Source organism: Streptomyces sp. NPDC048718 (assembly GCF_043198875.1).
GTDB lineage: Bacteria > Actinomycetota > Actinomycetes > Streptomycetales > Streptomycetaceae > Streptomyces.
On the sequence record NZ_JBICVG010000006.1, the window covers coordinates 456,577 to 483,266 of the forward strand.

Below are 26,690 nucleotides of genomic sequence, written 5' to 3' on the forward strand. Positions count from 1 at the left end.
GTCAGCCCTCCTTGCCCACGGGGAGGACCTCGATGTCGCCGGTGACGACGACGTTCGGGTCCTGGCTGACTCCGGCCTGGTCGGGGTCCGTGTCAAAGACGCCCGCCCCTCCCCGAGGCTCCGGCGGCAACTTGTCGTTCTCGTTCATCGAACCCCCTGGTGCGAATGCTGCGATGCTGCGAGTGGATCGAGGAGCGCGCAGACCTTGATCGGTCCCGTGCTCGTCGTGGCCGAGTCTGCCGCGTGGGGCGGGGACGCGTCATTGACGCCGTACGCACACTCCGTTGATCCTGCGCGTACACGAAACGCGCCGGGGGTCGTGCCGTACGCGGCCCGGAACGTCCTGGTGAACGAGGCGGGTTCGTCGAACCCCCACCGGGCGGCGACCCTGCGTACCGGCAGATCGCCCAGCGACGGATCGGCGAGATCGAGCCGGCACCGGTCCAAGCGCTGCCGGCGTACCCAGGCGGCGACGGTCAGCCCCTGCTGCTGGAAGATCCGGTGCAGATAGCGGGTGGAGATGTGATGCGCCGCCGCGATCGTGTCCGGGGTGAGGTCCGGAGCGGCCAAGTGCTCCTGGACGTACGCCTGTACGCGGCTCAGCAACATGCTCTGCCGAGTCGCGCGGCGCCCGCCCACCCCCAGGCGGACCTCCCCGGTTTCCCTGATCTTCCCGGCTTCCCCGACCTCCCCGATCCCCTTGGGCGACTTTGGACACGGCTCGAATCGGGTACGGACCGGACCGCGCCCCTGACCGTCCACCGGCACCGGCACCGGCCCCTGGCTCGCCCCCACGTCCGCCCCGTCTCCGGGCCCATGACGCAACCAGTGGTCGAACAGCAGCCCAGCCAGCTCGGCCACCACCCCGGCCACCCGCGCTCCGTCGCATCCCCCGTACGCGTCCGGGTCGGCCGCCACCCGGGACAGCAGTGGCGCCAGCAGCGCCCCCGGGCCCCGCGCCCCGGACAGCGGGACCACGAACAGCCGCTCGGCGTCGGCGGCTGACAGCGGCAGCGACCCCTGCGGCATCTCGACGACCACGGCCCGGCTCGGCTCCGCCGCCGGACGGACACCCAGCGGGCGCGACGGATCGAGCAGAACGAGGTCGTCCGCGCACACGATGGCGGTCCGGTCCTCCTGGGTCAGCGCCGCCTTCCCCTCCAGCATCAGCATCAGCACCAGGGCGTGCTGCCCGGACGTCGGCCGGCTGTCCGCCGGTCCGGGCCGGTACTCGTACGTGTCGCCGGCGGCCCGGATCACTCGCAGCCGCAGCGCGCCCAGCCCCACCGGGCGCGCGGTGAGCAGGGCAGGGTCCGGCGCACCGGCCGGAACCATCCGTGCTCTCGTTGAAATCTCGTCAAGCATGGGGCCAGTCAAGACAATGGCCATAAACGTTCGATCTACGTCCGACGGCAGCCGACCAACACGGCAGCAACGCGCCCACCCGGCGACGCACCCTGTGCGGCCGTCGACCCAGGTGAGGAGTACTCGTGAGTGGGCAGGGGACGGACACAGGGCGGACGCCCGCCGCGTGTGGGGCGGGTCGCCCCGCCCTCTTCGACCCGCTGTCGGGAGGCTGATTCCGATCGGCTGTCCAGGGGCCGAATGGGCCGGTTTCAGTCAGGCTTCCCGAGGTCGAATGGACCAGTTTCGGTCAGTTACCCCGGGCCGAAGGGGCCGGCTCCGGTCAGGCGTCCTCGGGCGGGTGAGCCGACGTGGTCGGCGCGGTCGACCTGGCCCGCGCGGTCGACCTGGCCCGCGCGGTCGACGTCGCCGGTACGGGCGGAACGGCCGGCGCGGTCGGATCGTCGTCGGCGACCGGCAGCGGCCCGGCACCGGACAGCCAGGCCCGCAGGACGTTCTTGCGCACCTTGCCGAGCTCGTTGCGGGGAAAGCGCGGAACGGTCTCGACCCGGGTGGGCCAGTACCAGTCGGTCATGCCGCGTCCGGCCAGCCAGCTGCGCAGCTCGGCCAGGCCGGGGGAGCACCCGGCGGCGGGGACGACGACCGCGCACGGCAGGTCGCCGTGTTCGGCGGGGTAGCCGACCAGGACGACGTCGTCGATCGCGGGATGCTCGCGCAATTCCGTCTCGACGTCCACGACGGGGATCATCAGCTGGGTGGTGCCCGAGATCCGGTCGGAGGCCCGGCCCGCGTAGCGCAACCCGCCCTCGCCGTCCGGGCGCATCAGGTCGCCGGTCGGGAACCAGCCGTCGTGGTCGGCGGCGCGCCACAGGAGCCGGCCGGTGTCGCGGTCGAAGGTGCCCAGACAGGTGGACGGGCCGCGCAGGTCGACCGGCGAGGCCTGGTCCGCTCCGGTGGCGGGCCCCATCCGCAGTTCGATCCCCGGCATCGGGCGGCCGACGCTGCGGGCGGCCCGTTCCGGCGGGTCGGTCAGTGCGGTGGAGAGGATCCCGCCGGATTCCGTCGACCCCAGGGCGTTGACGACCCGGTCGCTCAGGGTGCGCCGCAGAAGGTCGACCAGCTCGCGCGAGGGGCTCGCGGCCATCGCGGCCACGGCCTCCCAGGCGGGCAGGTCCCGGGGGCGGCGGGCCTGCTCGGTGGCGAGGGACTCCAGCATGGCGGGCGGGGCGATCAGGGCGCCGGCGCGGTAGGAGCCGAGCAGGTCGAGCCAGCGGCCGGCGTCCCACTCGTCGCTGTACAGGGCGGTGGTGCGGTCGACGAGTGGCCGCAGCAGGCCGTTGCGCAGACCGGCACCGTGGCTGAGCGGGGTGAGCAGCGGGAAGGGCTGCCCTGGCAGCAGCGGCGGGATCGGCAACGGCCGGCGGACCCCCGCGTACAGGGTGTTCAGACTGTGGACGACGGCGGTGGCGCTGCCGCTCGTCCCCGAGGTGAACAGCACCGTCGCGGCCTCGTCCGGGGCGAGACCGGTACCTCGCGGCGCCGTCCGGGAGGCGGTGTCCAGGCAGCTGCCGAAGTCGAGCGCGCCGGTGGCGGTGGCGTCGCCGATGACCGCACGGTGGCGCAGGGCCGGCAGGTCGTCGGCGAGCCGGGCGAGGGCCTCGATGTGCTCCGGGCCGGGGTGGCGGTCGGTGGTGACCAGGAGGACGGCCCCGGTCGCGGCCAGCATCCGGCCCACCTCGCGCCGGCCGAACCGCGAGGAGAGCGGCATGGTCACCGCTCCGACCCGCCAGCAGGCCAGGGTGAGGGCGGCCGCCTCCCACCAGTCGGGCAGCTGGAAGGCCACCACCTCGCCGGGCCGCACCCCCAGCCCGTCCAGCCCGGCGGCGTACCGCTCCACCCGGTCGGCGAGTTCGGCGAAGGTCAGGGTGACGGCCCGGCCCTCCGCCGTACGCCAGTTGATGAGCGCCGGCCGGTCGGGTACCTGCTCGGCGGCGTCCCGCAGATCGTCCAGAAAGGTCCGATCGCGCCACCACTCCCGCTCGCGATAGCGGGCGGCGGTGGCGGGCAGGGGCCGCATGGCGTCGAACAGCTCCGGCATGGGGACTTGCTCCCTCGGTGAGGCAAGGACGGTCTCCGGCGGGAGGACCGGCCGGCGACCGCGAGCCGACCGTGAGGCTGTCGGTACGTGGGGGTGCGTGGATACATCGGCCCGCCGGGCCCTGCCGGCACTCTGGCACAGCCGGGCCGAGGCGGATCGGCCGGTGCGCCCGCGCGGAGTCGCGACGCACTCGAACGGGTGGCTGTGGACAGAGGGGCGGCCGCGTACGAGCAGGCGCCCGCGTACGAGCGTGTGCCGGCGTACGAACGGACAGCCGCGCCCCAACGGACGCCCCCGCACGACCGGGGTGGCCGCGAGTGCAGGGGTGATCCGGCCCCTCGCAGGGTTCCGCGTGCCCCGGACCGAGGTAACCACGTGGGGTGGGGCGGCTCGCCGGAGGAGGAGCACGTGAACAGCCCGAACAGCCCGAACAGCCCGAACAGCCCGAACAGCCTGATCAGCCCGGTCGGCTCCGTCTGGGGCGGGGAGCGGTTGGATCTCGACGCCTATCTGGCCCGGATCGGGTACGAGGGGGAGCGCGAGCCGACGCTGAAGGTGCTGCGCGCCCTGCACGCCGCCCACATCGCCGCGCTCGCCTTCGAGAACCTGGAGGTCGCCCTGGGCCGGGCCGTCCTGCTCGACCTGGAGTCCGTGCAGGCGAAGATGGTCCGGCGGCGGCGCGGAGGCACCTGCTGCGAGCAGACCCTGCTCTACGCGGCGGCCCTGGAAGCGCTCGGCTTCACCTTCACCGCCGTGGCCTCACGCGTCCGCCTCGGCGAGACCCGGATCCGCCCGGCCACCCACTACGCGCTGCGGGTGGAGATCGACGACGAGACCTGGTTCACCGACGTCGGCTTCGGCGCCGAGGGCCTTCTGGAGCCGATCCGGCTGCGCGACGGCGAGACCGCGCGGCAGGCCGGCTGGACGTACACGCTGGTCCGGGAGGAGGGCCCCACCCGGGGGACGACCGGTCCGCTGGTACTCCGGCTCTGCCGGCCCGACGGCTGGCTCGCCCTCTACGCGATCGGGACCGAGCCGCGCTTCCCGGTCGACTTCGCCATGACCAGCTACTTCACCGCCACCCATCCCCGCTCGCCCTTCCACGGCCGGCTGCTGGTCCAGAAGCCGGCGGCCGACCGCCGGCTCCTCCTGCGCGACACGGAACTCGTCGGGTACCTCCCGGACGGCACGGAGGAGAGACGCCGGGTGACGGGCGGAGAGCTGCCCGCGCTGCTGTACGAGGAGTTCGGGCTCGAACCGGACGCCGAGGACATCGCCGCGCTGGTCACCCGTTACGAGGCCGCACCGGCGCCGCGCGGGTGAGCGGGGAGGGCTTCCCCGACGCGCCGGGACACCGTGCGACCGGCGGCGTGAGCCCCGCGGCCGATGCCGTGGGCGAGGCCCCGGAATTAATCGGTGGTGCCGGGCCCCGGGGCGGGGCTATCGTGCTGCCCATCCGCTCCCTGGGACCACTTCCAAGGGGCGCTGTCGGCACGTCGAGAAAGAAACAGGAGGTGAGGACATTGATGACTGTCACCGTGACGGGCTCTGCCCGCATTCAGGAGTTCATCGTTCCCACCCCTGTGGTCTCCGGCTGACACCCATTCGATCCGCGCGCTCGGAGCGCGCCGCCGGGGCCACCCTTCGAAGGGTTTCCCCTTGTTCCACGCTTCGCTCCACCCGTCTTCCTCTTCCGCTGCCCCGCACCCGCTCGCCGCTTACGGCTGGGACGAGGAGTGGGCGGCCGCGTTCGCCCCGTACGCCGCCCAGGGGCTTCTCCCCGGGCGGGTCGTCCGGGTCGACCGGGGGCAGTGCGACGTCATGACGCCCGAGGGGCTGGTGCGCGCCGACACGGCGTTCGTCACCCCGCACGACCCGCTGCGGGTGATCTGCACCGGCGACTGGGCCGCCGTCGACCCCGACGGGGCCGGCGACCCCCGGTACGTACGCGACTACCTGCCGCGCCGGACCGCCTTCACCCGTTCCACCTCCTCCAAGCGCTCCGAGGGCCAGATCCTCGCGGCGAACGTCGATCACGCGCTCATCGTCGTGTCCCTCGCGGTCGAACTCGACCTGGGCCGGATCGAACGATTTCTCGCCCTGGCCTGGGAATCCGGTGCGCGGCCGGCCGTCGTGCTGAGCAAGGCCGACCTCGTGCCCGACCCGGTCGGCCTGTCCTATCTCGTCGAGGACGTCGAGACGGTCGCCCCCGGCATCGAGGTCCTGCCGGTCAGCTCGCACACCGGCGACGGCGTCGAGGCGCTCCGGGCGATCGCCACCGGCGGTACGACCGTGCTCCTCGGCGTGTCCGGTGCCGGAAAGTCCACCCTCGCCAACACGCTCCTCGGCGCGGACGCCATGGACGTCCAGGCCACCCGCGACGCCGACGGCAAGGGCCGGCACACCACGACCACCCGCAACCTGCTCGCCCTGCCGGCCGGCGGCGTCCTCATCGACACCCCCGGGCTGCGCGGGGTCGGCCTGTGGGACGCGGAGAGCGGCGTCGGCCAGGTCTTCTCGGAGATCGACGAGCTGGCCGCGTCGTGCCGGTTCCACGACTGCGCCCACGAGACCGAGCCGGGCTGCGCCGTCGCCGCCGCCATCGACGACGGCACCCTCCCCGAACGCCGCCTCGACAGCTACCGCAAGCTGCTGCGCGAGAACCAGCGGCTGGCTGCCAAGACCGACGCCCGGATGCGGGCCGAGAGGCTGAAGGGCTGGAAGCAGCGGGGCGCGGAGGGCCGCGCAGCGATGGAGATGAAGCAGGGGCGCTTCCGCTGACGGCCGCGTCCGTCGGTGGTCGCGTCCGTCGACGGGCTGCTTCCCTGGGGCTCTCGCAGGGGCCGGTACGGTACGGGTCCCCCGGCGCGGGTTCCTCCCGTGCTGACCCGGTACGGGCCCCCGCACCGCCCCCGCACCGATCCCGGCCCCCGCCCCGTACCCGCCGCCTCCACGGCTCCGTGTCCGAAATCCGCCAGCCCCACCACCGCGCGCCGCGCACACTGGAGGCATGACGGACACGAAGACCGAGGTGGCGGCGGGTGCGGGGGTTACGGGGGGATCCGCCGGCCCGGTGGGCGGCGTGCCGCTCGACGAGGAGACCCGCTACCAGGCGGTAGGCAGCCGGGACGCCCGCTTCGACGGGGTGTTCTTCTTCGGCGTGGCCACCACCGGCATCTACTGCCGGCCCAGCTGCCCCGCCGTCACCCCCAAACGGCGCAACGTCAGCTTCTACCCTTCCGCCGCCGCCGCGCAGGCCCACGGCTTCCGGGCCTGCCGCCGGTGCCGGCCCGACGCCGTCCCCGGCTCCCCGGAATGGAACGTCCGCGCCGATGTCGTCGGCCGCGCCATGCGGATGATCGGCGACGGCGTCGTGGACCGCGAAGGCGTCCCCGGACTCGCCGGACGGCTCGGCTACAGCACCCGGCAGGTACAGCGCCAACTGACGGCCGAACTCGGCGCCGGCCCGGTCGCACTCGCCCGCGCGCAGCGCGCCCACACCGCGCGCCTCCTGCTCCAGACGACCACCCTGCCCGTCACCGACATCGCGTTCGCCGCCGGTTTCGCCAGCGTCCGCCAGTTCAACGCCACCATCCGCGCCGTCTACGCCCGCACCCCCACCGACCTGCGCGCCGAATCCGGCACCGGAACCGGCGCCGGACCGCGCACCGCGCTCGCCGCCGGAGTGCCGCTGCGGCTCGCCCACCGGGGGCCGTACGCCGCACGCGAAGTCTTCGACCTGCTCGCCGCCGAAGCCGTACCCGGCATCGAGGAAGTCGTCGGCGCACCCGGCACCCGCACCTACCGGCGCACCCTCCGCCTCCCCTACGGCACCGGACTCGTCTCCGTCGACGAACACTCCCCGGGCGACTGGCTCGACGCCCGGATCCGGCTCACCGAACTGCGCGACCTCGCCACCGCCGTACAGCGGCTGCGCCGGCTGCTCGACCTCGACGCCGACCCGTACGCCGTCGCCGAACGCCTCGGCGCCGACCCCCTCCTCGCCGCCGAGGTCGCGGCCCGCCCCGGCGTACGTTCCCCCGGAACGGCCGAACCGGAAGAATTCGCGATCCGCACCGTCGTCGGCCCCGCCGAGGCCGCCCGGCTCGTCGCCCGTCACGGCACCCCGCTCGACACCCGCTGCGGCGGCCTCACCCACGTCTTCCCCGAACCCGCCGCACTCACCGGCCACCTCGTCGCGGGCCCGCTCGCCACCGCCCTCGCCGACGGCACCGTACGCCTCGACCCCGGCGCCGACCGGGACGCGTCCGCCGCCGCGCTCGCGGCGATTCCCGGAGTCGGGCCCGAGGCTGTCGCGGCGATCCGGGTGCGGGCGCTCGGGGATCCGGACGTCGCGGTTCCCGGGGTGGGGGAGCGGGGGGAGTGGCGGCCGTGGCGTTCGTACGCGGCGCGGTATCTGGCTCGCGGGGTGCGGTGACGCTGCGGGGCGCTGCGCGCTGCTGGGCGGGGCGGTGGTGCGGGTGCGCTGCGCTGTGCGGGTGGGGTGGTGCGGGGCGCGTTCGGGGTTGCGGGGCGGCGCGCTGGGGGTTCGTGGTGGGTGCGCGGGGGCCGGTCCGGGGGTCGTGTTCTGCACTGCATGATTTACGGCGCGGGCACCTCTGTAGTGCGTGAAGCGCCCTTCCTCCGCGCCACAAATCACGCTTTACGTTCCGAACACGACCCCCTCCCCGGCCCCCGCTCCCGTCCGCGTCGCGGCGCACCGCCCCGCACCCCTCCCGCTTGGGTGGGGTGGGGGAGGGGCGAGCGCCGGTGGGTGGGTGGGGGTGGTGGGTGACGGTGGATTTAGTGATCAGCTTCCCTGCTCGGTACGCGTCACTCAGTACGCGTGGTCCGCCGTGACGTCCGCCGACAGGTCCAGGTGGCGGCGGGCGGTCTCGGGGGAGAGGGACATCAGGGTGGCGGTGAGCGCGTCCACGGTGGCGAGGTGGGCGATACGGCTGGCGGAGGTCTCAAGCCCGAAGACGAGGTCCTGACCGCCCGCCACCAGGACATGGGTGCTGCTCTCGCTGAGGGGCGAGCGGGCGTAGCTGGTGAGGGTGACCACCGCCGCTCCGGCCGCGCGGGCCCGGCGGGCGGTGTCCACCGTCGTGCGGGTGGCGCCGGTGTGGCTGATGGCGAGACAGACGCCGTGGGGCGGGAGCTGGCCCGCCGCGAGCTGGGCGGTGAGCGGGTCGGCCGGCGCGTCGACGGGGCAGCCGAGCGCCCGCAGCCGGTACGCGGCGTCGAGCGCGACCGCCGCCGAGAGGCCGGCGCCGGCGACGACCACCCGCGGGGCCGCGCGCAACGCCCCGGCCGCGGCGGCGAGTACGGCGGTGTCGAGGGTCGCGGCGAGCCCTTCCAGGGCCTCGCGGGAGGCGCGCACCGTGGCCACAAGGGCCTGGGCCGCCGGATCGTCCTCCGTATCCGTCCGAGCGGGGGGTTCGGTGACGATCCGGGCGGCCTCGATCTTCAGCTCCTGGAAGCCCCGGAAGCCGAGTCGCTGGCAGGCGCGTACGACGGTCGAGGGCGCCGTGCCCGCCAGCGCGGCCACATCGCTGACGCTCAGGTGGACCAGGGCCGGACCCTGGTCAAGGACCGTGTGCGCCACCCGGGCCTCGGTCTCGCGCAGCTCCGGCAGCCGGGCACGGATCCGGGCCGCGAGCCGACCCCCGCTTTCGGAATTGTGTTCCATGCGCTTAGCCTAGCGTGGAATTTCATTCCAGGAGTTCGTTCCACGCCGTCCCGCGCAGGAGTCGCCCCGCCATGCCCGGATCGATGTCCACCGCCGCTCTCGTCGCCGTCCTCACGGCTGCGGTCCTCCACGCGGTCTGGAACGCGATGGCCCACAAGATCCCCGACAAACTCGTCGGCTTCACCCTCATCAACTGCGGATACACCCTCTGTGCGGCCGTCCTCGTCTGCTTCACGCCCGTCCCGCCGGCCGCCGCCTGGCCCTTCATCGCCGCCTCGGCCGCGCTCGAAGTGTCCTCGCACCTGTTCCTGCTGCGCGCGTACCAGCTCGGCGACTTCGGCCAGATGTACCCGCTGGCGCGCGGTCTCGCGCCGCTCCTCGTCGCCGTCGCCTCGGTCACCCTGCTCGGCGGCAGCCTCACCCCGCTCCAGGCCCTCGGCGTTCTGCTGGTCTCCGGCGGCCTCGGGATCCTGGCCCTCGGCTCCGGCCGGATCGGGCGCGCCCAGCTGCCCGCCCTGGGCGCCGCCGTCGGTACGGGCGTGCTGATCGCCGCGTACACCCTCGTCGACAGCTCCGGCGTCCGGCACACCGAGGACACCCTCGGATACATCGCCTGGCTCTTCCTCCTCCAGGGCCCGGTGCTGCCGCTGATCGCGCTCGCCCGCCGCCAAAGCGCCCTGTTCGGGCAGCTCAGGCCGGTACTCGGGACCGGCCTGACCGGCGGAGCGCTGTCCATGGCCGCGTACGGACTGGTCATCTGGGCCCAGGCGCACGGCGACGTCGCCGCCGTGGCCGCCCTGCGCGAGACCGGCATCCTGGTCGCCGCCGTGATCGCCACCCTCTTCTTCCGCGAGCCCTTCGGGCGGCTGCGGCTGGTCGCCGGCGCGGTGATGCTGGCCGGGATCGGGCTGCTGCACTGATTGACGGTCGCGGTGGCTCGGGGCCGGGACCTGGCCGTTCGCCCGGAGCCGTCCCCGACGCGGTCGTCCTTCGTCAGCTCAGGATCAGCGTCCCCACCCACGCCCCCACGATCAGCAGACAGGCGAACAGCTCCACCAGCACACTCGTCCCCACCGCCCGCATCACCGTACGCGTGGCCGCCCGCGCCTGGCCGTGGCCGCCCAGCCGCAGCCGCTCCGACAGATAGACCCCGCCCACGAAACCGGGAACCGCGCCAAGGACCGGGATCAGGACGAACCCGAGCAGCGCCCCCGCCCCCGCGTACCCCATCGTCCGCCGGGTGATCCCCGGCCCCCGGAACCGGCGCGGCGGCAACTGCCACACCACCGTCTGGGTGAGCAGCAGCAGCCCCGTCGCCGACACCAGCAGGATCCAGGCCGGACCGCTCTGTTCGTGCAGCGACCACCACAGCACCGCCGCCCACACCAGCCACGTCCCGGGCACGCCGGGCGTCAGCACCCCGAACAGGCCGAGCAGCATCACCAGGCCGATCAGCAGAAGCTGCCACACTCCCATCTGCCCAGGGTGCCGGAGAACGAGCGTTCCCGCAGGTCAAAGGGTGCCCAAGAAGTACGGACGAGTGGCCCGGCAACCCCTTCGCCCTACCGGCGCGCCACCCATCCCTTCTCGTACGCGTACCAGCCCAGCTGCAACCGCGTCGTCACGCCCGCCAGCTCCATCAGCCCCTTCACCCGCCGCTGCACCGTCCGCAGCCCCAGGTCCAGCTGCTTGGCCACCGTCGCGTCCGTCATCCCCGCGAGGAGCAGCGACAGGACCTCCAGGTCCACCGGGTCCGGGCCCGGCGCCGCCTCCTCCACGAGACGCGCGCCCGCGCCGAGCCGCAGCGGCAGCGCCTCGCGCCACACCGACTCGAACAGGCCCGTCAGCGATTCGAGGAGGCCGCTCGCGTGGACGACGAGGGCGGCCGGCTCGGCGTTACGGCCGGACAGCGGGATCATCGCCAGCGTCCGGTCCGCCACCACCAGCTTCGTCGGGACCCGGTCCACCACCCGGATCTCCTCGTGCCGTCCCAGCGCCGCCGACAGCTCGACCAGCCCGTTCGGCTGCGTCAGGACGTCCCGCTCGACGACCACGCGGTAGCGCACACCACGCCCGGAGGCCCGCGCCTCCGCCTCGTTGTCGACGCCGGACACGGCGATCGGGTTGCCCGTCACCAGCGCGCACACCTCGTCGGTGGCGCCCAGCTGGAGCTGGAGGAAGCGGTGGGTGACCGCGCTCGCGCCGGTCACCACCTCCACCAGGTCGTGGACGGCGGGTTCGGTCGCCTCGGTCCGGTACTCCCGCGCGAGCAGGGCCGCCGCCCGTTCCGCCTGCTCCAAATCGTGCCGCTGCTGGGTGAGCAGCGCGCCGAGGGCCATCCCGGGCGGGGCCGCGACCCAGCGGCTCACCCGGGCCGAGGACTGGGCGGCCAGGCCCTGCGACTCCAGGTGCCGCAGTGTCCGCTCGGTGTCGAGTTCCGGCAGCGCCAGCCGATGGGCCAGGTCGGAGACCTCGGCCGCGCCGAGCGCGACCAGCGCGCGGTAGGCGGACTCCTGCCGTTCGTCGAGACCTATCGCACCCAGCATCTGCCGACCCATCCCTCGCGCGGACGCCCCGGGCGACCCGGACGTCCCGGGGCGGCCCGCGGACGCATTCGTTCCATGTGGTGCCTGGCGGGAAACGGCCACGGCACATTCCCGCCTCGTTCATCCTGCCCGCACCACCCTCACCTCTGCCAATGTGGCGCCACCGCGGTACCGGCGACCCCCGGACGCGGGGGCTTTCGCCCCGCCGTGTCCGGGATCAGAGAGAGGGGGAGCGATGCGCCCGTATTCGCGTACGGCTCTGGGGGCGGCGACCGCGGCCGTCCCGGCCGTCACCGCGGCCCCGGCCTCCGCGTGCGCGGTGCCGCAGGACGAGCCGGCGCCCGGCAAGCGGCTGCCGGCCGGCAGCGAGACCGCCCGCGCCGGACGGCAACGGCCGGTCCCCCTCGCCCTCGCCACCGTGGACCACGCGGGCCAGGGCGTGGGAATGGTCGGCGAGTGGGTCTCCTTGAGGACCGAACCGACGGAAGCCCACGGCGGCTCCGTCCCCCGGACCGTGGTCCGCGCCCACGCCGTGCGCTGATCACGCCGGTCCGCCGGGCGTCCTTCCCGTGGGGGGTTGGAGACGTCCGGCGGACCACTTTTTCCGGCGATGCGCCGGTTTTTGGTGGCTCGCCCGGTGGACAATGCGGGCATGACTCAGCAGGGCGAGAAGGGCGACACCGGCTGGTGGGACAGGCTCTACGACGCGGCGGCCCAGGACACCGGGCCCGCATCGACGTCCGACAGCCTCGACGAGCGTTACGACTCCGCCGCGGCGACCACCGTCTCCCTGACCGGCCGGACGCCGGTGCCCGCCCCCGCGACGGCGGCCGACCCACCTCTCATCCCGGCCTCCGGCCCACCTCTCGACCCGGACTCAGGCCCGGCCTCCGCCCCGGACACCGAACCCGTCACACCCCCGGTCGCCGGGCCCGCGCCCGCGTCGACCTCCGAGCCGGCCTCCGCGCAGCCTCCCGGAGCCACGCCCGTGCCAGTCGCCGAGGACGTACCCGCCCCGGCACCCGCCCCGGCGTCCCAGGCGACCCCCGCACCGGGACCCCGGATGGTCCCCGCGCCCCGGCCCCGTACCGGACACATCGGCAGCCGGCCGCCCACCTACGAGCCCGAGCCCACCGCACTGCCCGCCGCCCACCCCGACGCGCTCGGCGACCTCGTCGCCGACACCGTCCTGGACGGCGCCCGCTACGGCGCCTGCACCCTGCGGGCCGCCTCCGTCCGAGGCGACTCCGCCCGTTTGCGCGGCGAACCCCGCCGCGACGCCCTGCTCACGGCCCGCTTCGGCCAGGACGAGGCCGCGCTCGTATTCGTCGCCGTCGCCACCGCAGACCGCGCCACCGGAGACCGCGCCACCGCGCACGCCCCGCTCGCCGCCGCCGACGCCTGCCGCTGGATCGGCGAGGCCGTCGGCCGCAGCCACGCCCGGCTGTCCGAGGACCTCCGCTCGGGCCGCGCCGGCGACCTCGGAGCCGGGCTCCGCCGGCTCACCGACCGCGCCTGCCGCAGGCTGCGGGCCCGTGCCGCCGAACACGGCCTCGCCCCGGAGTCGTACTCCGCCCACCTGCGCTGTCTGCTGCTGTCCGCCGACCCCGGCTGCCGCACCCGGGTCTTCTTCGGCGTCGGACCCGGCGGACTGTTCCGGCTGCGCGACGGCTCCTGGCAGGACATCGAGCCGGCGGCGGCCGACCCGGCCGACCAGCCGGACCCGTCCTCCGGGCCGGACCCGCGCCGCACTGGACCCACCGACGCCCACCCGGGCGACGGCGCCCCCGAGCCCGCCACCGACACAGAGGACTACGACTTCGGCGACGGCGACCTGTACACCCTGAGCCTCGGCCTCGCCGCCGCGCCCGGCCGCCCCTTCGTCGAGGAGCCGCCGCCCCCGCCCGCCGAGCCGTTCCGCTTCCGTGTCTGCGCCGCCCGCCCCGGCGACACCCTGCTGCTCGCCTCGGCCGGGCTCGCCGAGCCGATGCGCGGCGCACCGGCTCTCGCCGGCGAACTCGCCACCCGCTGGGCCGCCGCCGACAGCGCCGAGGTGCCCGGTCTGGCCGCCTTTCTCGCCGACACCCAGCTGCGGGTCACCGGCTACGCCGACGACCGTACGGCGGTGGCGGTCTGGGAGGCGTAACCTCCGGGCCCATGGGTTGATGGACCCATGGCCAAACAGAATGTCGCAGAACAATTCGTCGACATCCTCGTCCGTGCGGGCGTCCAGCGCCTCTACGGGGTGGTCGGCGACAGCCTGAACCCGGTCGTCGACGCCATCCGCCGTACCGCCGGCATCGACTGGATCCAGGTGCGGCACGAGGAGAGTGCCGCCTTCGCCGCCGGCGCCGAGGCTCAGATCAGCGGCCGGCTCGCCGCCTGCGCGGGCTCCTGCGGCCCCGGCAATCTCCATCTGATCAACGGCCTGTACGACGCCCACCGTTCCATGGCCCCGGTGCTCGCCCTCGCCTCCCAGATCCCGTCCAGCGAGATCGGCCTCGGCTACTTCCAGGAGACCCACCCCGACCAGTTGTTCCGCGAGTGCAGTCACTACAGCGAGCTGATCTCCAACCCGGGCCAGATGCCCCGGCTGGTGCACACCGCGATCCAGCACGCCGTCGGCCAGGGCGGGGTCAGTGTCGTCTCCCTGCCCGGCGACATCGCCGCCCAGGCCGCCCCCGAACAGCCCGTCGCGACCGCGCTCGTCACCGCGCGGCCCACCGTCCGGCCGGGGGACGCCGAGATCGACGCGCTCGTCCGGATGATCGATTCCGCTGATCGGGTGACGCTGTTCTGCGGCAGCGGTACGGCGGGGGCACACGAGGAGGTCATGAAGTTCGCCGAACGCGTGAAGGCCCCCGTGGGGCACGCGCTGCGCGGCAAGGAATGGATCCAGTACGACAACCCGTACGACGTCGGCATGAGCGGACTGCTCGGCTACGGCGCCGCCTACGAGGCCACCCACGGCTGCGATCTGCTGCTTCTGCTCGGTACGGACTTCCCCTACAACGCCTTCCTGCCCGACGATGTCCAGATCGCCCAGGTCGACGTCCGGCCCGAGCGGCTGGGCCGCCGCTCCCGGCTCGACCTGGCCGTGTGGGGCGATGTCCGCGAGACGCTGCGCTGTCTGATCGAGCGCGTCCGGGAGAAGACCGACCGGCGCTTCCTGGACAAGATGCTGAAGAAGCACGCCGCCATCCTGGAAGGCGTGGTCAAGGCCTACACCCGCAAGGTCGACAAGCACGTCCCGATCCACCCCGAGTACGTCGCCTCGGTTCTCGACGAACTCGCGGACGACGACGCCGTCTTCACGGTCGACACGGGCATGTGCAATGTCTGGGCCGCCCGTTACCTGTCGCCCAACGGGCGGCGCAGGATCATCGGCTCCTTCAGTCACGGCTCGATGGCCAACGCCCTGCCGCAGGCCATCGGCGCCCAGTTCACCGACCCCGAGCGGCAGGTCGTGTCGATGTCGGGCGACGGCGGATTCAGCATGCTCATGGGCGACTTCCTCACCCTCGTCCAGTACGGCCTGCCGGTGAAGGTGATCGTCTTCAACAACTCCTCCCTCGGCATGGTGGAGTTGGAGATGCTGGTGAGCGGCATGCCGTCGTACGGCACCACCAACAAGAACCCGGACTTCGCCGCCGTCGCCCGCGCGTGCGGGGCGTACGGGGTCAGAGTGGAGAAGCCCAAACAACTGGCGGGCGCGCTCAAGGGCGCCTTCGCGCACCGGGGGCCGGCCCTCGTCGACGTCGTCACCGATCCCAACGCCCTTTCCATCCCGCCGAAGATCAGCACCGACATGGTCACCGGCTTCGCGCTCTCCGCCGGAAAGATCGTCCTGGACGGGGGCGTGGGTCGCATGGTTCAGATGGCCCGCTCGAATTTGCGCAATGTGCCCCGTCCGTGACTCCGTGCACCGGTTCCGTGACGCGAGCCCCATGAATGCGGTTCCCCGGGCGGGGCATGCATCCCCGTGAGCCTGTTCGATCCGACAACGGGGTGGGGTTATGACCGGGAAGGCGAAGCAGCCGACTCAACTGCTCAGAAAGGTGGGAGGCGCCGATCTCACCGCGGTTCCGGAGGTGCGGCACGCCTTACGCGCGATGCTGGGCGCCTGGGGCGCACCGGGCGCCACCGACGTCGCGGAACTGCTCACCAGCGAACTGGTGACCAACGCTCTTGTCCACACCGAACACGGGGCCGTCGTCACCGCCACCGTGGAACCCGAACAACTGCGCGTCGAGGTACGGGACTTCGTCCCGGGGATCGACCATCCGCGGGTCCCGTACGCCGACGACGGCACGCACGGCCGAGGACTGATCCTGGTCGAAGCCCTCGCCGACTCCTGGGGTGTCGAGAACCAGGGGGTGGGCAAGGTGGTGTGGTTCGAACTGTACGGCGGGGCCGCCTGAGGAACCCGTGAGGGGAGTGGCGGCCCCGCTGTTCCCGTGCGTGCGAGGGGCTTGGTTCGTGTGCTGAAGATCAGCCGAACTGCTGCTCCATCGCGGCGAGTTTGCGCTCCATTTGATCGAGCCGGGGCAGCGTCCGCAGGTCGTCCTCGGAGGCGGCCGCGGATGCGGATGCGGGATCGATCGGGCGGGAATCACCCGCGCGCGACTCGGAGGCCGGATTCCCGGCCTTTTCCCGCACCGCCTGGAGAGACGGGCGGGTTCGCGGCCCGGACTCCTCGGGCCGCTGTTCGTGCTTCACCCGGGCCGGCGCCCGGTCGGGAACCTCCGCTATCACGGGCTCCGCGACGGCGGGCCCGGTCGGTCCGGTCGCCGCCGCACCTGTACCTGTACCCGTACCCGTGCCCGTGCCCGTGCCGGAGTCGGACGAGGCGCCGAGCGCCACCGTCGCGGAGCCGGCCTGACGGGCACCGTCTCCGTACGCCCGGTGCCGCCGGCTCAGCGCCTTCAGCCGGGCTCGGTCCAGCTTGGCCCGCTCCCGCCGGGCGATCCGGCCGCGCCGCCGCTCCCGGCGATCCTCGCGTACCTCGTCCACGGCCTCGTCCAGCGTACGGACGCCCTCCAGGAGCATCAGCGACCAGGCGGCGTACGTCTCCCGTGGTGCCCGCAGCCAGCGGACCATCCGAATCTGCGGCAACGGCCGGGGGATCAGTCCCTGTTCGCGCAGGGCCGCCCGCCGGGTCTGCTTCAGCGCCCGGTCGAAGAGGACGGCCGCCGACAGCGACATGCCCGCGAAGAACTGCGGCGCGCCCGCGTGCCCGAGGCCCCGTGGCGCGTGCACCCAGTTGAACCAGGCCGCGGCCCCCGCGAACATCCACACCAGGAGGCGTGAACCGAGCGCCGCGTCACCGTGGCTGGCCTCCCGCACCGCGAGCACCGAGCAGAACATGGCCGCGCCGTCGAGCCCGAACGGGACCAGGTACTCCCAGCCGCCGTAGAGACCGAGGTTCTGCCGGCCGAAGCCGACCAGACCGTGGAAGGAGAGCGCCGCCGCGACCGCGGCGCAGCAGAACAGCAGGGCGTAGGCGGCGGAGCTGTACAGGGTCTCCCGGCGCCGGCGGCGCTCCTCGCCGCGTTCCCGGCCGCCCTCGCCGGCCGGCGGGTCCGGGGCGCGCTTCCCGCGCGCGAGCATCGCCACCGCCACCAGGCCGCCCACCAGGACCACGCCGCCCGGGAGCAGCCAGTTCAGCGATATGTCGGTCAGTCTCATCGGCGGTGTTCCTTGCCTCTCAGGAGTGCCTCGCGAAACGGCGACGCGGCGGCCATCCTGGCCGACCGGGCGGGACGGACAAGGGGTTTCCGGGGAACAGCATGCCAATGGGGGCGTAGGGGGCGTACGGAGGCTCAATCTGGTCGAACTGGCATGCGGGGAGAGGGGTTTTGTTCGGTGGTGAGGGGTGAAGGGAGGCGCACCGGCGCGAGGGGGAGGACGGCGGGCGCCTTCCTTGCGCCCTCGGCGGCCTGTTCGGCCTGTCGGACCGGCCGGTCCGTCAGCCCGCGGCGGCCAGTCGGCGCACCCGCTCCGGGTCGGCCGTGCGGGGGCAGGTCAGACAGGTGTCCTCGGGGCGCAGCGTGTAGAAGAGACAGCAGGTCACCCGGTCCCGGGTGGCGCGTGGGCCACCGCAGGCCTCCGCCGAACCCGGCAGCTCGCGGAAGTTCGCCGCCCCCGCGTACGGCGCGTACGACCGGACCGTCCCCGGCATCAGCCGCTCCAGCTCGCCGAGCGCCCGGTCCTCCTCGCCGAGCAGCGCCGCCACGTACCAGAGGCCCTCGACGATCTCGTCCGTCACCATTCCCCACAGCGCGCGCCGGCCGCGCCGCATCCGGGGCCCGAATCCGGCCAGTACCGCCTCGAAGTGCTCGGCCAGCGCCTCCCGCGCCCGCGCGCGCAGCGCCTCCTCGTCCGCCACCACTCGCGCGCCCGGCAGCGCCGCCGCCGGATCGCCCGGCAGACAGGCGAAATCCTCCACGCGCACCGCGAGCCGCCCGAGCCCGCGGTGGAAGGCCACGTTGCGGGCGGGCAGCCGGGGAACCCGGCGGTCCAGGAACCAGGGGAGCGTGACCAGGAGGCAGGCCGGCCAGGCGTACCGGTGCAGTCCGAAGCCCGCCACCACGTCCGGACGCCCCGGGCTCCCGTAATCCCGGAGCACCTGCTCCTCGTCCCAGGCCAGGAAGGCGTCCAGATCCTCGCCGCCGGCCGCCAGCTCGTCGGCGCCGAACCAGCCGCCGCCGCGCCGCCCGTCGCCGTCCGTCCACTCCTCGACCCGCAGGGCCGGGAAGACCTCGGCGATCCGCGCGTAGGCCGCCGCGACGGCCGAACCGGCCGGGGCGGGCGGCGGAGTTCGCAAGGTGGGGACGGTCATACGGGACCACCGAATCGCGCTCGTGGGCAGGTAAGCCTTACCTTACCCGACACGCACGGTGTTTGAACTGCGACGCCGTCCGCCTATCGTGCACAGGGGACCCCGGCACCGCGAGCCGGGCCCGAGACGAAGGCGCAGGAGGACCCGGGTGGAGCAGGGCGGTGGCCTCGGCCCGGCGGGGACGTGGGCGGGGGAGCGCGCCGCGGCCCGGGAATCCGGGGGCGTGGAGCACGCGGAGTACGTGGAGCACAGGGGCATGGAGAACGGAAGCACCCGCGACGGCGGCGACGGCGGCAACGGGTGGGCTGCCACCGGGAGTGGTCCCGGGAGCCTCGGCGGCCTCGGCGGCCTCGGCGTCGGGCTCGCCGCGCTCGGAGAAGCCGGAGACGCCGCATACCCCGGATATCCCGGGTACGGCGACGAGGTCAGGGTGCCGCAGCAGGCCGGCGTCGAGCGGTCGACGGGGCCCGCCGTCCCCGTCCCCGCCTTCCCTGCGGCCCGGGGCGAGCATGTGCACGGCGACATCGGCCACGGCGATCCGCGCGGCGATCCGCACGACGGCCCGCGCGGCGACGACGGCCACGACGCTCAAGACGCCCGCGATGCCCACGACGAACCCGCGCACTCCGAGGGGGCGTCCGCGCCCCGGACCGTGCGCCGCCACTCCGTACGCGGCCAGATCCTCCAGTCCCTGCGTGCCGCCCTGCTCGCCGGCGAACTCGTCCCCGGCGAGGTCTACTCCGCGCCCGCCCTCGCCGAACGCCATGGAGTCTCCGCCACCCCCGTACGCGAGGCCATGCAGCAGCTCGCCACCGAGGGCGCCGTCGAAGTCGTGCTCAACCGGGGTTTCCGCGTCACCGAACACACCCCTCGCGAACGCGCCGAGCTCGCCGAGGTCCGCGCCCTCGTCGAGGTCCCCGTCATCCTCCGGCTCGCCCGCACCGTCCCCGCCGCCCGCTGGGCCGCGCTGCGCCCACTCGCCGACACCGCCGCGCTCGCCGCCGCCCGGGGCGACCGCGCCGGCTACGCCGACGCCGACCGCGCCTTCCACCGCGCGGTCCTCGCCCTCGCCGGAAACGAGCAGCTCCTCACCGTCGCCGAGGACCTGCACCGCCGCACCCAGTGGCCCCTGGCCGGCGCACCCGGCACCGTCCGGCGCGCGGAACTCGTCGCCGACGCGGCCGCGCACTCCGCCCTTCTGGACGCCCTGATCGCCGAGGACACCGAGGCCGTTCTCACACGGGTCCGACAGCACTTCACCGGATGGCGCGACTGACGGCTAAGGTCGAGAGCAAGAGGCCTTAGGCATATGCCGTTATGCCGTTGCGCCGCTATGCCGTGGTTCCGTTGGAGGTGGCCATGCCGTCCGTCCGCGCGGACCGCCCCGGGGCCGCCGGCCTGCTTGGCTGGCTCACCGACCCCGAGGCCCCGCGGCTCTGTCTCGTCACCGGCGGCCCCGGGCTGCTCGACTGGCTCGCCCGCCACGGCCCCCGCGACGCCGGCCGCCGGCGCACCGTCCGCGCGCTCGTCCCGCTCACCGGACGCAGCGCTCTCGGCGCCGCGTGGGCCGTCGCCGACCACCTGGGCGTCGTCGCGGCGTCCCCAGCCGACCTCGTACGCGCCCTCGCCACCAGCGAGAACGGGCGCGCCGCCCGCACCGTCCTGCTGCTGACCGCCCTGCACACCGCCGCCGAACCCGAGGCCGTCGCCGCGCTGCTCGCCGAACTCGCCCGGCTCGGCCGGGTCCGGATGGTCGTCGAGGCGCGGCCCGGCACACCCGAGTACGAGCTGCTCGCGCGGGAGCGGGTCACCGTCGTCGCCCCTGACGACGCCGAGGGTGCGGAGGGCGACGAAGGGGACGAAGGGGCGGCCCCGGCCGCCGTCGACCTCTCCGACCCCGCCGCCGTCTGCGCCGCCGACCCCGTCGCCGTCACCACCGGATACATACGCGATCCCTGGGACGAACACGGCGGGCTGCGGGCGGCCTGGTTCCGCGCCGGACAAGCCCTCTGCGCGGCCCCCCGCCCCGCCGACCGCGCCCTCGGCCTGCTCGCCCTCCTCGGCGACGGCGCCGACCCCCGGCTGCGGCCCGCGCTCGCCGCCCTCGCGGCCGGCTCACCCTGGCGACTGCGCTGGAGCCGGGTCACCGGCGACCTCACCCCGCCCTGGCCCGGACCCGTCACCGCGCTCGCCGCACCCGACGGCATGCTGCTCACCGCCGACCTCGGCGGCACCGTTCGCCTCCTCGCCGCCGCCGACGCCCGGCCGCTCGGACAGCTCGACCACCCCGTGACCGGGCGGATCACCGCCCTCGCGCCCGCCCCCGACGGCACCGTCCTCCTGCTCGACGAACGCGGCCGGCTGCACACCGCGCCAGGACGCGAACCCCGCGCCCCCTATCTGCACCGGCTCACCGAAGCCGTCACCGCCACCCTCACCCGGCACCCCGGGACGGCCCTCGCCACCATCGCCGGGTCCGTGGTCGTCGGCGACCGGCTCGGCTCCGTCCACGCCTTCGGACTCACCGGCCTGCACCAGGCGTCACTCCACAGCGGGCGGGTCACCGCCGTCGCCGCCGTCGATTCCGAGACCCCCTTCGTCTGCAGCGGCGGCAGCGACGGCACCGTCCGCCGATGGACCCCCGGTCAGGACCCCGACCCCGAACCACTGCGGCGGCGCTCCTCGCCCGTCGTCTCCCTCGCCGCCGCGCAGACCCCGCACGGGCCGGTCGTGGCGGCCGCGTGGGGCGACGGCGTCGTGGAACTCCACCGCCTTGAGCGGAGAGAACGGGGCGTGTTCCGGGCGGGGCCGGCGGTGCGGGCGGTGGCGGTGACGGGGGACGGGGCGTTGGTGGTGGGGCTGGACGAGGCGCTGGTGTGCGTGACGCTGCGCTGAGCTGTGTGGGTGCGGGGCGTGGTGGTGGCGGGGCGTGGGGGCGCGTTCGGGGTGCTGGTGCGGTGCGCCGTGGGTTCGTGGTGGGGTGCGCGGGGGCCGGTCCGGGGGCTCGTGTTTTGCACTGCATGATTTACGGCGCGGGAGCCTTTGTAGTGCGTGAAGCGTTGCTGTCTCCGCGCCACAAATCACGCCTTACGTTCCGAACACGACCCCCTCCCCGGCCCCCGCTCCCGTCCGTCTCGCGGCGCACCGCCCCGCACCCCGTCCGCTTGGGTTGGGGGAGGGGTGGGCGGGTGTTGAGGGTGCCCGTCCGCCGGTGGGGAGTTGGCAAGAGGAGTACAACCTTTGTGGATCACAGCAGTCTGAAAATACGCGCCAGAGGATGAGTCTCCGGTGCCTTTTGAGACGGAGATGGGGGATCACATGGGGAAGAAGCTCTGGAGAGCCGTCGTGGCCGGTGCGGCGGCCGCGGTGTTCACCGGCCTGGCCGCGTTTCCGGCCGGCGCGGCCGAGGGTGGGGCCGCGTTCACCCGCGTCAAGGTGAACGGCGGCAAGCCGGTCGTGATCGGGGTGACGAACGAGGTCAAGGCCCCCGCCTCCTTCAGGCTGACGACCCCCGACAAGTGGAAGTGGCCGGCGGTGTTCCTGTACCGCGGCAACACTGATGAGCGGCTGTCGCACGCCTTTGAGACGAGCGACTGCATCAAGGTGGGCGCGGGTGTCTGCGACATCGACGAGATGATCTACTTCAACCCGAGCCAGTGGCCCATGCGCAACAGCGAGGCCGGAGCCTGGAAGGTCGCGGCGGAGGTGTACTTCCTGGGCGGCGGCAGGGACATCGACGACAAGGGAATGACGGTCTACGTCAAGCGCAACTCCCGTCTGTCCGTGAAGGCTTCGCCCAAGCCGGTGGCCAAGGGCGGCACCCTCACCGTGACCGGAAAGGTCACGCGGGCCAACTGGGAGACCAGGAAGTACGTCTCGTACGAGGGCCGCAAGGTGAGCCTGCAGTTCAAGCCCGCCGGAGCCACCTCCTACACCTCGGTGAAGACGGTGTACGCGAACGGCAAGGGCGACCTCAAGACGACCGTGAAGGCGTCCAAGACGGGTACGTGGCGCTGGATGTACGGCGGCAACACCACGACCGGCGCGTCGACTTCGGCCGGGGACTACGTCGTGGTGAAGTGACCTCCCGGGGTCACTTCACGGGTCGGCCCGAGGCGGCAGCGGTCTGCTTCCCCTCGGGCTCTCCCTCGGCGGACGCGCACCCGTAAGAACTCCTAGATCGCCGGGCGCGGGGTCAGTTGGGCCGCCAGCCAGGTGGGGACGCCGCCCAGAAGACGGAAGAGGCGGGCCGCCTCCTCGCGGAGGCGGCCCGCCTCCGGTTCGGACGCGGTCGCGGCGAGCGAGGCGAGGGCCGGGGCGGTGCCCACCAGGTAGCCCAACTCCTCGCGGATGCGCAGGGATTCGGAGAAGCCGTGCCGTGCCTCCGTCAACTCGCCCTCCCGTAGGGCGAGTCCGGCGAGGTGTCGCCAGGTGAAGGAGAGCAATAACGAGTCCCCGTGAGCCGCCGCGGCCTCGTGGGCGCGGCGGTAGGCCGCGCGGGCGGCCTGGGGGGAGTCGCCGAGGTTCTGGGCGACCAGGCCGCGCCGGAAGTCGAGCAGGGCCCGCCTGGGGGTGTCCGGGTCGATGAGCGCCGCCGCCCGGCCGAGCGCCGCGCGGGCCTCGTCGGCCCGGTCGCGTACCCCCAGCAGAGTGGAGGCGTACGCCAGATAGCCCCGCTCGCAGGCGGCCGCGCCGCGCTCCTCGTCCGTCCGGGTGACCGCCTCCGCCGCGCGCAGCGCCTCCTCGGCCTCGGGCCAGCCCTGCTCGGTGTACAGACAGCGTTCGATCAACAGGGCCGCCCGCTCCAGGGCCGCGGCCGGATCGGCCACGCGAGGGCTGAGCAGCTCCGCCGCGTCCGTCCAACAGCCGCGCGAGCGAAGCCTCCAGACCGCGGTCTCCAGTGGGGTTCCCCGGCCGTACGCCACATTGGCCTCCCGTAGCACGCCATCGAGCTGTCGAGTAGGACGGCATCTCAACACGAACTCCGGGCCCGGCCAAGGGGTCGGGTGAAAATTTTCACAAAGGGAGGGGCTGGTGGGACGGGGCCCGGAGCGGCTGGAAGCGGGCGCCGGGTGTGTCCCCAGGGGCGCGGGTTGTCGCCCGATGAGCCGAAAAGATACGGGTGACCTCGGCGTTCACCCGTATCTTCCGAATCTTCGGTGGGTTCCGTATCTCCGGAATCTCCCGGCTCGCGCGGCGAATCGCGTGAGCCGCTCAGCTCATGCGGAGCGCCAGGAAGAAGTCGAGCTTGTCCTCCAGGCGGGACAGATCGCGGCCCGTGAGCTGTTCGATCCGCCCGACCCGGTACCGCAGCGTGTTCACGTGCAGATGCAGGCGGGTCGCGCAGCGGGTCCACGAGCCGTCGCTGTCGAGGAACGCCTCCAGCGTCGGGATCAGCTCGGCCCGGTGGCGCCGGTCGTAGTCGCGCAGCGGGTCGAGCAGCCGCGCGGTGAACGCCCGCCGGACGTCGTCCGGGACGAACGGCAGCAGCAGGACGTGCGAGGCCAGCTCGTGGTGTCCGGCCGCGCAGACCCGGCCCGGGCGGGCGGCGGCGACCCGGCGGGCGTGCCGGGCCTCCTCCAGCGCGCCGCGCAGCCCCTCCGCGGAGTGCACCGAGGCGCTGACGCCCAGGGTGAGCCGCCCGTCCTCGCCGAGCCCGGCGGACAGCGGGCCGCGGATGGCCTTGAGCAGTACGTCCGCGTGCAGACCGAGCGCCGCGGACGGCAGCCCGTCCTCGGACTCCGGCAGCGGCGCGGTGGCCAGCGGGACCAGCGCGATCGCCTCGTCGCCGCTGTGCGCGACCGCGATCCGGTCGGCGGAGTCCGGGCCCGTGGCGGCCGGATCGACCAGGATCTCCTCCAGCAGGGCCTGGGCGACGTGCCCGCTGTCGATCGGGTTCTGCCCCGGCTCCTGCGCCCACTCCAGCCGGGCGACGACGACCTGCCAGTGCGGCGCGTTGCCGAAGCCGGGCAGCAGCACCGGCGCGGCGACCCGCAGCCGGGCGGCGATCTCGGCGGGCGCCGCGCCCGCCTGCACCAGCTCCAGGACCTCCTGGGCGAGCCGGCGGCGCACCGTACGGGCCGCGTCGCGCCGGTCGCGCTCCACGGCGATCAGCTGGGTGACCCCCTGGAGCAGGTCCAGGCGGGCCGGCGGCCACTCGGCGGCGTCGGCCTCGACGGCGAGCAGCCAGTCGGCCAGCACGGTCTCGCGTACGTCGCGCGGCCCCGGCGCGGCGGTGCGGGCGGTGTTGCGGATCGGGAAGAGGGAGTACGTCGTCCCGCCGGTGGTGACCCGGTGCGGGGCGCGCCGCCCGGCCCGGGTCGCGGCCAGGTGTTCGCCCGCCAGAGTGGCGGCCACCTCGGCGTCGAGCGGTTCCCCGGCGCCCGCGATACGGCGGCCGGTGGGGGAGAAGACCCAGGCCCGCAGGTCGAGGTCGGAGCCCAGCAGGTCGAGGACGACATCGGGGCCGCCGCCCGCCGGGCCGGAGGTCATCAGCCGCCGGTGGCGGTCCACGACGGCGGCCAGATCGCCCGCCCGCTCGCCGGAAACCTGGCGTACGACGTGCTCGGTGATCGTCGCGAACGCGACGGACTCGTTCACCGCGAACAGCGGCAGCTCGTACCGCGCGCACGTCTCCACGAGCGCGGGGACGTGCGCGAGCTCGACCTCGCCCGCGGCGACCGCGGCCACTCCGGCGGTCGTCACGGCGCGGACGAAGACCTCCACGTCGGCGGGCTCCCGCAGCCCGGCGAGCCCCGTGAGCACCACCTCGCCCCCGGACAGATAGCGGCTCGGGTCCTTGAGGTCCGTGGTCATCACGCCGCGGACGGTGCGGTCCAGCGCCTCCGCGCCGCCGAGCAGCCGCAGCCCCAGCGCGTCGTTCTCCAGCAGTGCGCGCAGCCGCATGATGTCGCCGCCGTTCCTTCTCGTCCGTTGTCCGTCATGGGGTGGGGTGAACGGGTGGCCCGGGGCCATCGCGTTCGGGGGAACGGAGAGCGCACCGCGCTTCCGTCGTTCGTTCGAATCTACAAGACGACGGCGCTCGGCAGCCAACCGCTTCATGGTTTCTGTCACTGCACCTCGGACACCCGGGCTTGTGTACTGGATCACATCCGGGGTGTGGGGTTGTGTGGGGCGAGCACACGGCGACAGCGGCCGAAGGGCTTCCCGGGCCCGTACGACACGCCTCCGGCCGGCCCCTCGCCCCCCGGCTCCGTACGCCGTCCCGCATCACCCAGCAGAAGAGAGCCAGCATGGACTTCCTTCGCCCCGCCGACTGGGAGGAGGCGCTCGCGGCCAAGGCCGAGCACCCCGCGGCCGTACCTCTCGCGGGCGGCACGGACGTCATGGTCGAGATCAACTTCGACCACCGGCGCCCCGCGTACCTCCTCGACCTGACCCGGATCGACGAGCTGAACACCTGGGAGGTCGGCGAGCACACGGTGCGGCTCGGCGCCTCGGTCCCGTACACCCGGATCATGGAGAACCTGCGCCGCGAACTGCCCGGCCTGGCACTCGCCGCGCACACCGTCGCCTCCCCGCAGATCCGCAATCGCGGCGGCGTCGGCGGCAACCTCGGCACCGCCTCCCCGGCCGGCGACGCCCACCCCGCGCTGCTCGCCGCCGGCGCCGAGGTCGAGGTCGCGTCGGTGCGCGGCAGCCGCCGCATCCCCATCGACGCCTTCTACACGGGCGTGAAGCGCAACGCGCTGGAGCCCGACGAACTCATCAGGGCCATCCACATCGCGAAGGCGGACGGCCCCCAGCAGTTCTCCAAGGTCGGCACCCGCAACGCGATGGTGATCGCCGTCTGCGCCTTCGGCCTCGCCCTGCACCCGCAGACCCGGACCGTGCGCACCGGCATCGGCTCGGCGGCCCCGACCCCCGTACGGGCGCGCGCCGCCGAGGAGTTCTTGAACGCGGCGCTCGAAGAAGGCGGCTTCTGGGACAACGGGAAGATCATCACCCCCTCGGTCGCCCGGCAGTTCGCGCAGCTGGCCACCGGCGCCTGCGCCCCGATCGACGACGTACGGGGCACCGCCGCGTACCGCCGGCACGCCGTGGGCGTCATGGCCCGGCGCACCCTCGGCTGGGCCTGGGAGCAGTACCGCAACGGCGACGGGCGCACCCTCGAAGGAGCTGCATGAC

22 protein-coding genes are annotated in these 26,690 nt (G+C 73.9%); 12 read left to right on the top strand and 10 right to left on the bottom strand.

The genetic code is table 11. From position 1 onward, the window contains the following. Window position 1: 1 nt before the first annotated feature. The 3 genes from ACGFRB_RS14590 to ACGFRB_RS14600 all read right to left on the bottom strand — a co-directional run bounded on the left by ACGFRB_RS14590 (window position 2) and on the right by ACGFRB_RS14600 (window position 3,463). A complete protein-coding gene (locus tag ACGFRB_RS14590; protein ID WP_363007414.1) occupies window positions 2-148 on the bottom strand; it encodes a hypothetical protein in 147 nt (48 codons plus the stop codon). Next, on the bottom strand, window positions 145-1,365 hold the full coding sequence (locus tag ACGFRB_RS14595; protein ID WP_393243047.1) for an AraC family transcriptional regulator: 1,221 nt from the start codon (window positions 1,363-1,365) through the stop codon (window positions 145-147). Before ACGFRB_RS14595 ends, ACGFRB_RS14590 begins: the two co-directional genes overlap by 4 nt. A gap of 322 nt (window positions 1,366-1,687) precedes the next feature. After that, window positions 1,688-3,463 (bottom strand): AMP-binding protein, encoded by a 1,776-nt coding sequence (locus ACGFRB_RS14600; protein WP_393243049.1) that lies wholly within the window; start codon window positions 3,461-3,463, stop codon window positions 1,688-1,690. A 408-nt stretch (window positions 3,464-3,871) separates the two neighbouring features. On the opposite strand from ACGFRB_RS14600, the gene ACGFRB_RS14605 reads away from it, so the two are divergent. The 3 genes from ACGFRB_RS14605 (at window position 3,872) to ACGFRB_RS14615 (ending at window position 7,901) form a co-directional block, all read left to right on the top strand. Continuing rightward, window positions 3,872-4,786 carry an arylamine N-acetyltransferase gene (locus ACGFRB_RS14605; RefSeq protein ID WP_393243051.1) on the top strand — a complete coding sequence of 305 codons (915 nt, stop codon included), beginning with the start codon at window positions 3,872-3,874 and terminating at the stop codon, window positions 4,784-4,786. Between the two features lie 336 nt (window positions 4,787-5,122). Continuing rightward, on the top strand, window positions 5,123-6,244 hold the full coding sequence (rsgA, locus tag ACGFRB_RS14610) for a ribosome small subunit-dependent GTPase A (protein WP_393243053.1): 1,122 nt from the start codon (window positions 5,123-5,125) through the stop codon (window positions 6,242-6,244). A gap of 229 nt (window positions 6,245-6,473) precedes the next feature. Next, window positions 6,474-7,901: a bifunctional transcriptional activator/DNA repair enzyme AdaA gene (locus ACGFRB_RS14615; RefSeq protein WP_393243055.1), complete on the top strand. Its 1,428-nt coding sequence runs from the start codon at window positions 6,474-6,476 to the stop codon at window positions 7,899-7,901. 399 nt (window positions 7,902-8,300) lie between these two features. Here ACGFRB_RS14615 and ACGFRB_RS14620 read toward each other — a convergent pair whose 3' ends face one another. Continuing rightward, window positions 8,301-9,155 carry a MurR/RpiR family transcriptional regulator gene (locus ACGFRB_RS14620; protein WP_393243057.1) on the bottom strand — a complete coding sequence of 285 codons (855 nt, stop codon included), beginning with the start codon at window positions 9,153-9,155 and terminating at the stop codon, window positions 8,301-8,303. 83 nt (window positions 9,156-9,238) lie between these two features. On the opposite strand from ACGFRB_RS14620, the gene ACGFRB_RS14625 reads away from it, so the two are divergent. Beyond that, the gene (locus ACGFRB_RS14625) at window positions 9,239-10,075 is read left to right on the top strand and encodes an EamA family transporter (RefSeq protein ID WP_363007628.1); all 837 of its coding nucleotides are present in this window, start codon (window positions 9,239-9,241) and stop codon (window positions 10,073-10,075) included. A gap of 73 nt (window positions 10,076-10,148) precedes the next feature. Here ACGFRB_RS14625 and ACGFRB_RS14630 read toward each other — a convergent pair whose 3' ends face one another. Together ACGFRB_RS14630 and ACGFRB_RS14635 are read right to left on the bottom strand one after the other, a co-directional pair. Beyond that, window positions 10,149-10,631 (bottom strand): DUF456 domain-containing protein, encoded by a 483-nt coding sequence (locus ACGFRB_RS14630; protein WP_363007400.1) that lies wholly within the window; start codon window positions 10,629-10,631, stop codon window positions 10,149-10,151. Window positions 10,632-10,717: 86 nt separating this feature from the next. Continuing rightward, window positions 10,718-11,701: a helix-turn-helix domain-containing protein gene (locus ACGFRB_RS14635; protein WP_393243059.1), complete on the bottom strand. Its 984-nt coding sequence runs from the start codon at window positions 11,699-11,701 to the stop codon at window positions 10,718-10,720. Window positions 11,702-11,936: 235 nt separating this feature from the next. On the opposite strand from ACGFRB_RS14635, the gene ACGFRB_RS14640 reads away from it, so the two are divergent. From ACGFRB_RS14640 to ACGFRB_RS14655, 4 genes are all read left to right on the top strand, one after another. Continuing rightward, window positions 11,937-12,242, top strand: a complete 306-nt coding sequence (locus tag ACGFRB_RS14640) for a hypothetical protein (RefSeq protein WP_393243061.1) — start codon at window positions 11,937-11,939, stop codon at window positions 12,240-12,242. Between the two features lie 111 nt (window positions 12,243-12,353). Then, window positions 12,354-13,847, top strand: a complete 1,494-nt coding sequence (locus tag ACGFRB_RS14645) for a protein phosphatase 2C domain-containing protein (protein ID WP_393243063.1) — start codon at window positions 12,354-12,356, stop codon at window positions 13,845-13,847. A 27-nt stretch (window positions 13,848-13,874) separates the two neighbouring features. After that, a complete protein-coding gene (locus tag ACGFRB_RS14650) occupies window positions 13,875-15,617 on the top strand; it encodes a pyruvate dehydrogenase (RefSeq protein WP_393243065.1) in 1,743 nt (580 codons plus the stop codon). 100 nt (window positions 15,618-15,717) lie between these two features. Further along, window positions 15,718-16,122 (top strand): ATP-binding protein, encoded by a 405-nt coding sequence (locus ACGFRB_RS14655; RefSeq protein WP_363007390.1) that lies wholly within the window; start codon window positions 15,718-15,720, stop codon window positions 16,120-16,122. Window positions 16,123-16,192: 70 nt separating this feature from the next. On the opposite strand, the gene ACGFRB_RS14660 is transcribed toward ACGFRB_RS14655, so the two are convergent. Together ACGFRB_RS14660 and ACGFRB_RS14665 are read right to left on the bottom strand one after the other, a co-directional pair. Continuing rightward, window positions 16,193-17,389: a DUF2637 domain-containing protein gene (locus ACGFRB_RS14660; RefSeq protein ID WP_393243067.1), complete on the bottom strand. Its 1,197-nt coding sequence runs from the start codon at window positions 17,387-17,389 to the stop codon at window positions 16,193-16,195. Between the two features lie 280 nt (window positions 17,390-17,669). Beyond that, on the bottom strand, window positions 17,670-18,542 hold the full coding sequence (locus ACGFRB_RS14665; RefSeq protein WP_363007387.1) for a (2Fe-2S)-binding protein: 873 nt from the start codon (window positions 18,540-18,542) through the stop codon (window positions 17,670-17,672). A gap of 256 nt (window positions 18,543-18,798) precedes the next feature. Between ACGFRB_RS14665 and ACGFRB_RS14670 the strand changes: the two genes are divergently transcribed. The 3 genes from ACGFRB_RS14670 (at window position 18,799) to ACGFRB_RS14680 (ending at window position 22,625) form a co-directional block, all read left to right on the top strand. Continuing rightward, the gene (locus tag ACGFRB_RS14670; RefSeq protein WP_393243069.1) at window positions 18,799-19,818 is read left to right on the top strand and encodes a GntR family transcriptional regulator; all 1,020 of its coding nucleotides are present in this window, start codon (window positions 18,799-18,801) and stop codon (window positions 19,816-19,818) included. Between the two features lie 83 nt (window positions 19,819-19,901). Next, window positions 19,902-21,437 (top strand): WD40 repeat domain-containing protein, encoded by a 1,536-nt coding sequence (locus tag ACGFRB_RS14675; RefSeq protein ID WP_393243071.1) that lies wholly within the window; start codon window positions 19,902-19,904, stop codon window positions 21,435-21,437. A 423-nt stretch (window positions 21,438-21,860) separates the two neighbouring features. Next, entirely contained in the window at window positions 21,861-22,625 is a 765-nt protein-coding gene (locus tag ACGFRB_RS14680; RefSeq protein WP_393243073.1) for a hypothetical protein, read from the top strand. 92 nt (window positions 22,626-22,717) lie between these two features. Here ACGFRB_RS14680 and ACGFRB_RS14685 read toward each other — a convergent pair whose 3' ends face one another. Together ACGFRB_RS14685 and ACGFRB_RS14690 are read right to left on the bottom strand one after the other, a co-directional pair. After that, window positions 22,718-23,485 (bottom strand): hypothetical protein, encoded by a 768-nt coding sequence (locus ACGFRB_RS14685; RefSeq protein WP_393243075.1) that lies wholly within the window; start codon window positions 23,483-23,485, stop codon window positions 22,718-22,720. 271 nt (window positions 23,486-23,756) lie between these two features. Beyond that, window positions 23,757-25,448, bottom strand: coding sequence for a PucR family transcriptional regulator (locus tag ACGFRB_RS14690; protein ID WP_393243077.1), 1,692 nt, complete (start codon window positions 25,446-25,448; stop codon window positions 23,757-23,759). Window positions 25,449-25,795: 347 nt separating this feature from the next. Between ACGFRB_RS14690 and ACGFRB_RS14695 the strand changes: the two genes are divergently transcribed. Then, complete coding sequence (locus ACGFRB_RS14695) at window positions 25,796-26,689, top strand: FAD binding domain-containing protein (protein WP_393243079.1); 894 nt, start codon at window positions 25,796-25,798, stop codon at window positions 26,687-26,689. Window position 26,690: the final 1 nt, after the last annotated feature.

Coding starts and splice junctions, on each gene's coding strand:
- ACGFRB_RS14625 (WP_363007628.1), top strand. CDS start 9,239: ATGTCCACCGCCGCTCTCGTCGCCGTCCTCACGGCTGCGGTCCTCCAC.
- ACGFRB_RS14600 (WP_393243049.1), bottom strand. CDS start 3,463: ATGCCGGAGCTGTTCGACGCCATGCGGCCCCTGCCCGCCACCGCCGCC.
- ACGFRB_RS14695 (WP_393243079.1), top strand. CDS start 25,796: ATGGACTTCCTTCGCCCCGCCGACTGGGAGGAGGCGCTCGCGGCCAAG.
- ACGFRB_RS14630 (WP_363007400.1), bottom strand. CDS start 10,631: ATGGGAGTGTGGCAGCTTCTGCTGATCGGCCTGGTGATGCTGCTCGGC.
- ACGFRB_RS14590 (WP_363007414.1), bottom strand. CDS start 148: ATGAACGAGAACGACAAGTTGCCGCCGGAGCCTCGGGGAGGGGCGGGC.
- ACGFRB_RS14675 (WP_393243071.1), top strand. CDS start 19,902: ATGCCGTCCGTCCGCGCGGACCGCCCCGGGGCCGCCGGCCTGCTTGGC.
- ACGFRB_RS14615 (WP_393243055.1), top strand. CDS start 6,474: ATGACGGACACGAAGACCGAGGTGGCGGCGGGTGCGGGGGTTACGGGG.
- ACGFRB_RS14635 (WP_393243059.1), bottom strand. CDS start 11,701: ATGCTGGGTGCGATAGGTCTCGACGAACGGCAGGAGTCCGCCTACCGC.
- ACGFRB_RS14645 (WP_393243063.1), top strand. CDS start 12,354: ATGACTCAGCAGGGCGAGAAGGGCGACACCGGCTGGTGGGACAGGCTC.
- ACGFRB_RS14670 (WP_393243069.1), top strand. CDS start 18,799: ATGGAGAACGGAAGCACCCGCGACGGCGGCGACGGCGGCAACGGGTGG.
- ACGFRB_RS14620 (WP_393243057.1), bottom strand. CDS start 9,155: ATGGAACACAATTCCGAAAGCGGGGGTCGGCTCGCGGCCCGGATCCGT.
- ACGFRB_RS14655 (WP_363007390.1), top strand. CDS start 15,718: ATGACCGGGAAGGCGAAGCAGCCGACTCAACTGCTCAGAAAGGTGGGA.
- ACGFRB_RS14650 (WP_393243065.1), top strand. CDS start 13,875: ATGGCCAAACAGAATGTCGCAGAACAATTCGTCGACATCCTCGTCCGT.
- ACGFRB_RS14665 (WP_363007387.1), bottom strand. CDS start 18,542: ATGACCGTCCCCACCTTGCGAACTCCGCCGCCCGCCCCGGCCGGTTCG.
- ACGFRB_RS14595 (WP_393243047.1), bottom strand. CDS start 1,365: ATGCTTGACGAGATTTCAACGAGAGCACGGATGGTTCCGGCCGGTGCG.
- ACGFRB_RS14680 (WP_393243073.1), top strand. CDS start 21,861: ATGGGGAAGAAGCTCTGGAGAGCCGTCGTGGCCGGTGCGGCGGCCGCG.
- ACGFRB_RS14660 (WP_393243067.1), bottom strand. CDS start 17,389: ATGAGACTGACCGACATATCGCTGAACTGGCTGCTCCCGGGCGGCGTG.
- ACGFRB_RS14640 (WP_393243061.1), top strand. CDS start 11,937: ATGCGCCCGTATTCGCGTACGGCTCTGGGGGCGGCGACCGCGGCCGTC.
- ACGFRB_RS14690 (WP_393243077.1), bottom strand. CDS start 25,448: ATGCGGCTGCGCGCACTGCTGGAGAACGACGCGCTGGGGCTGCGGCTG.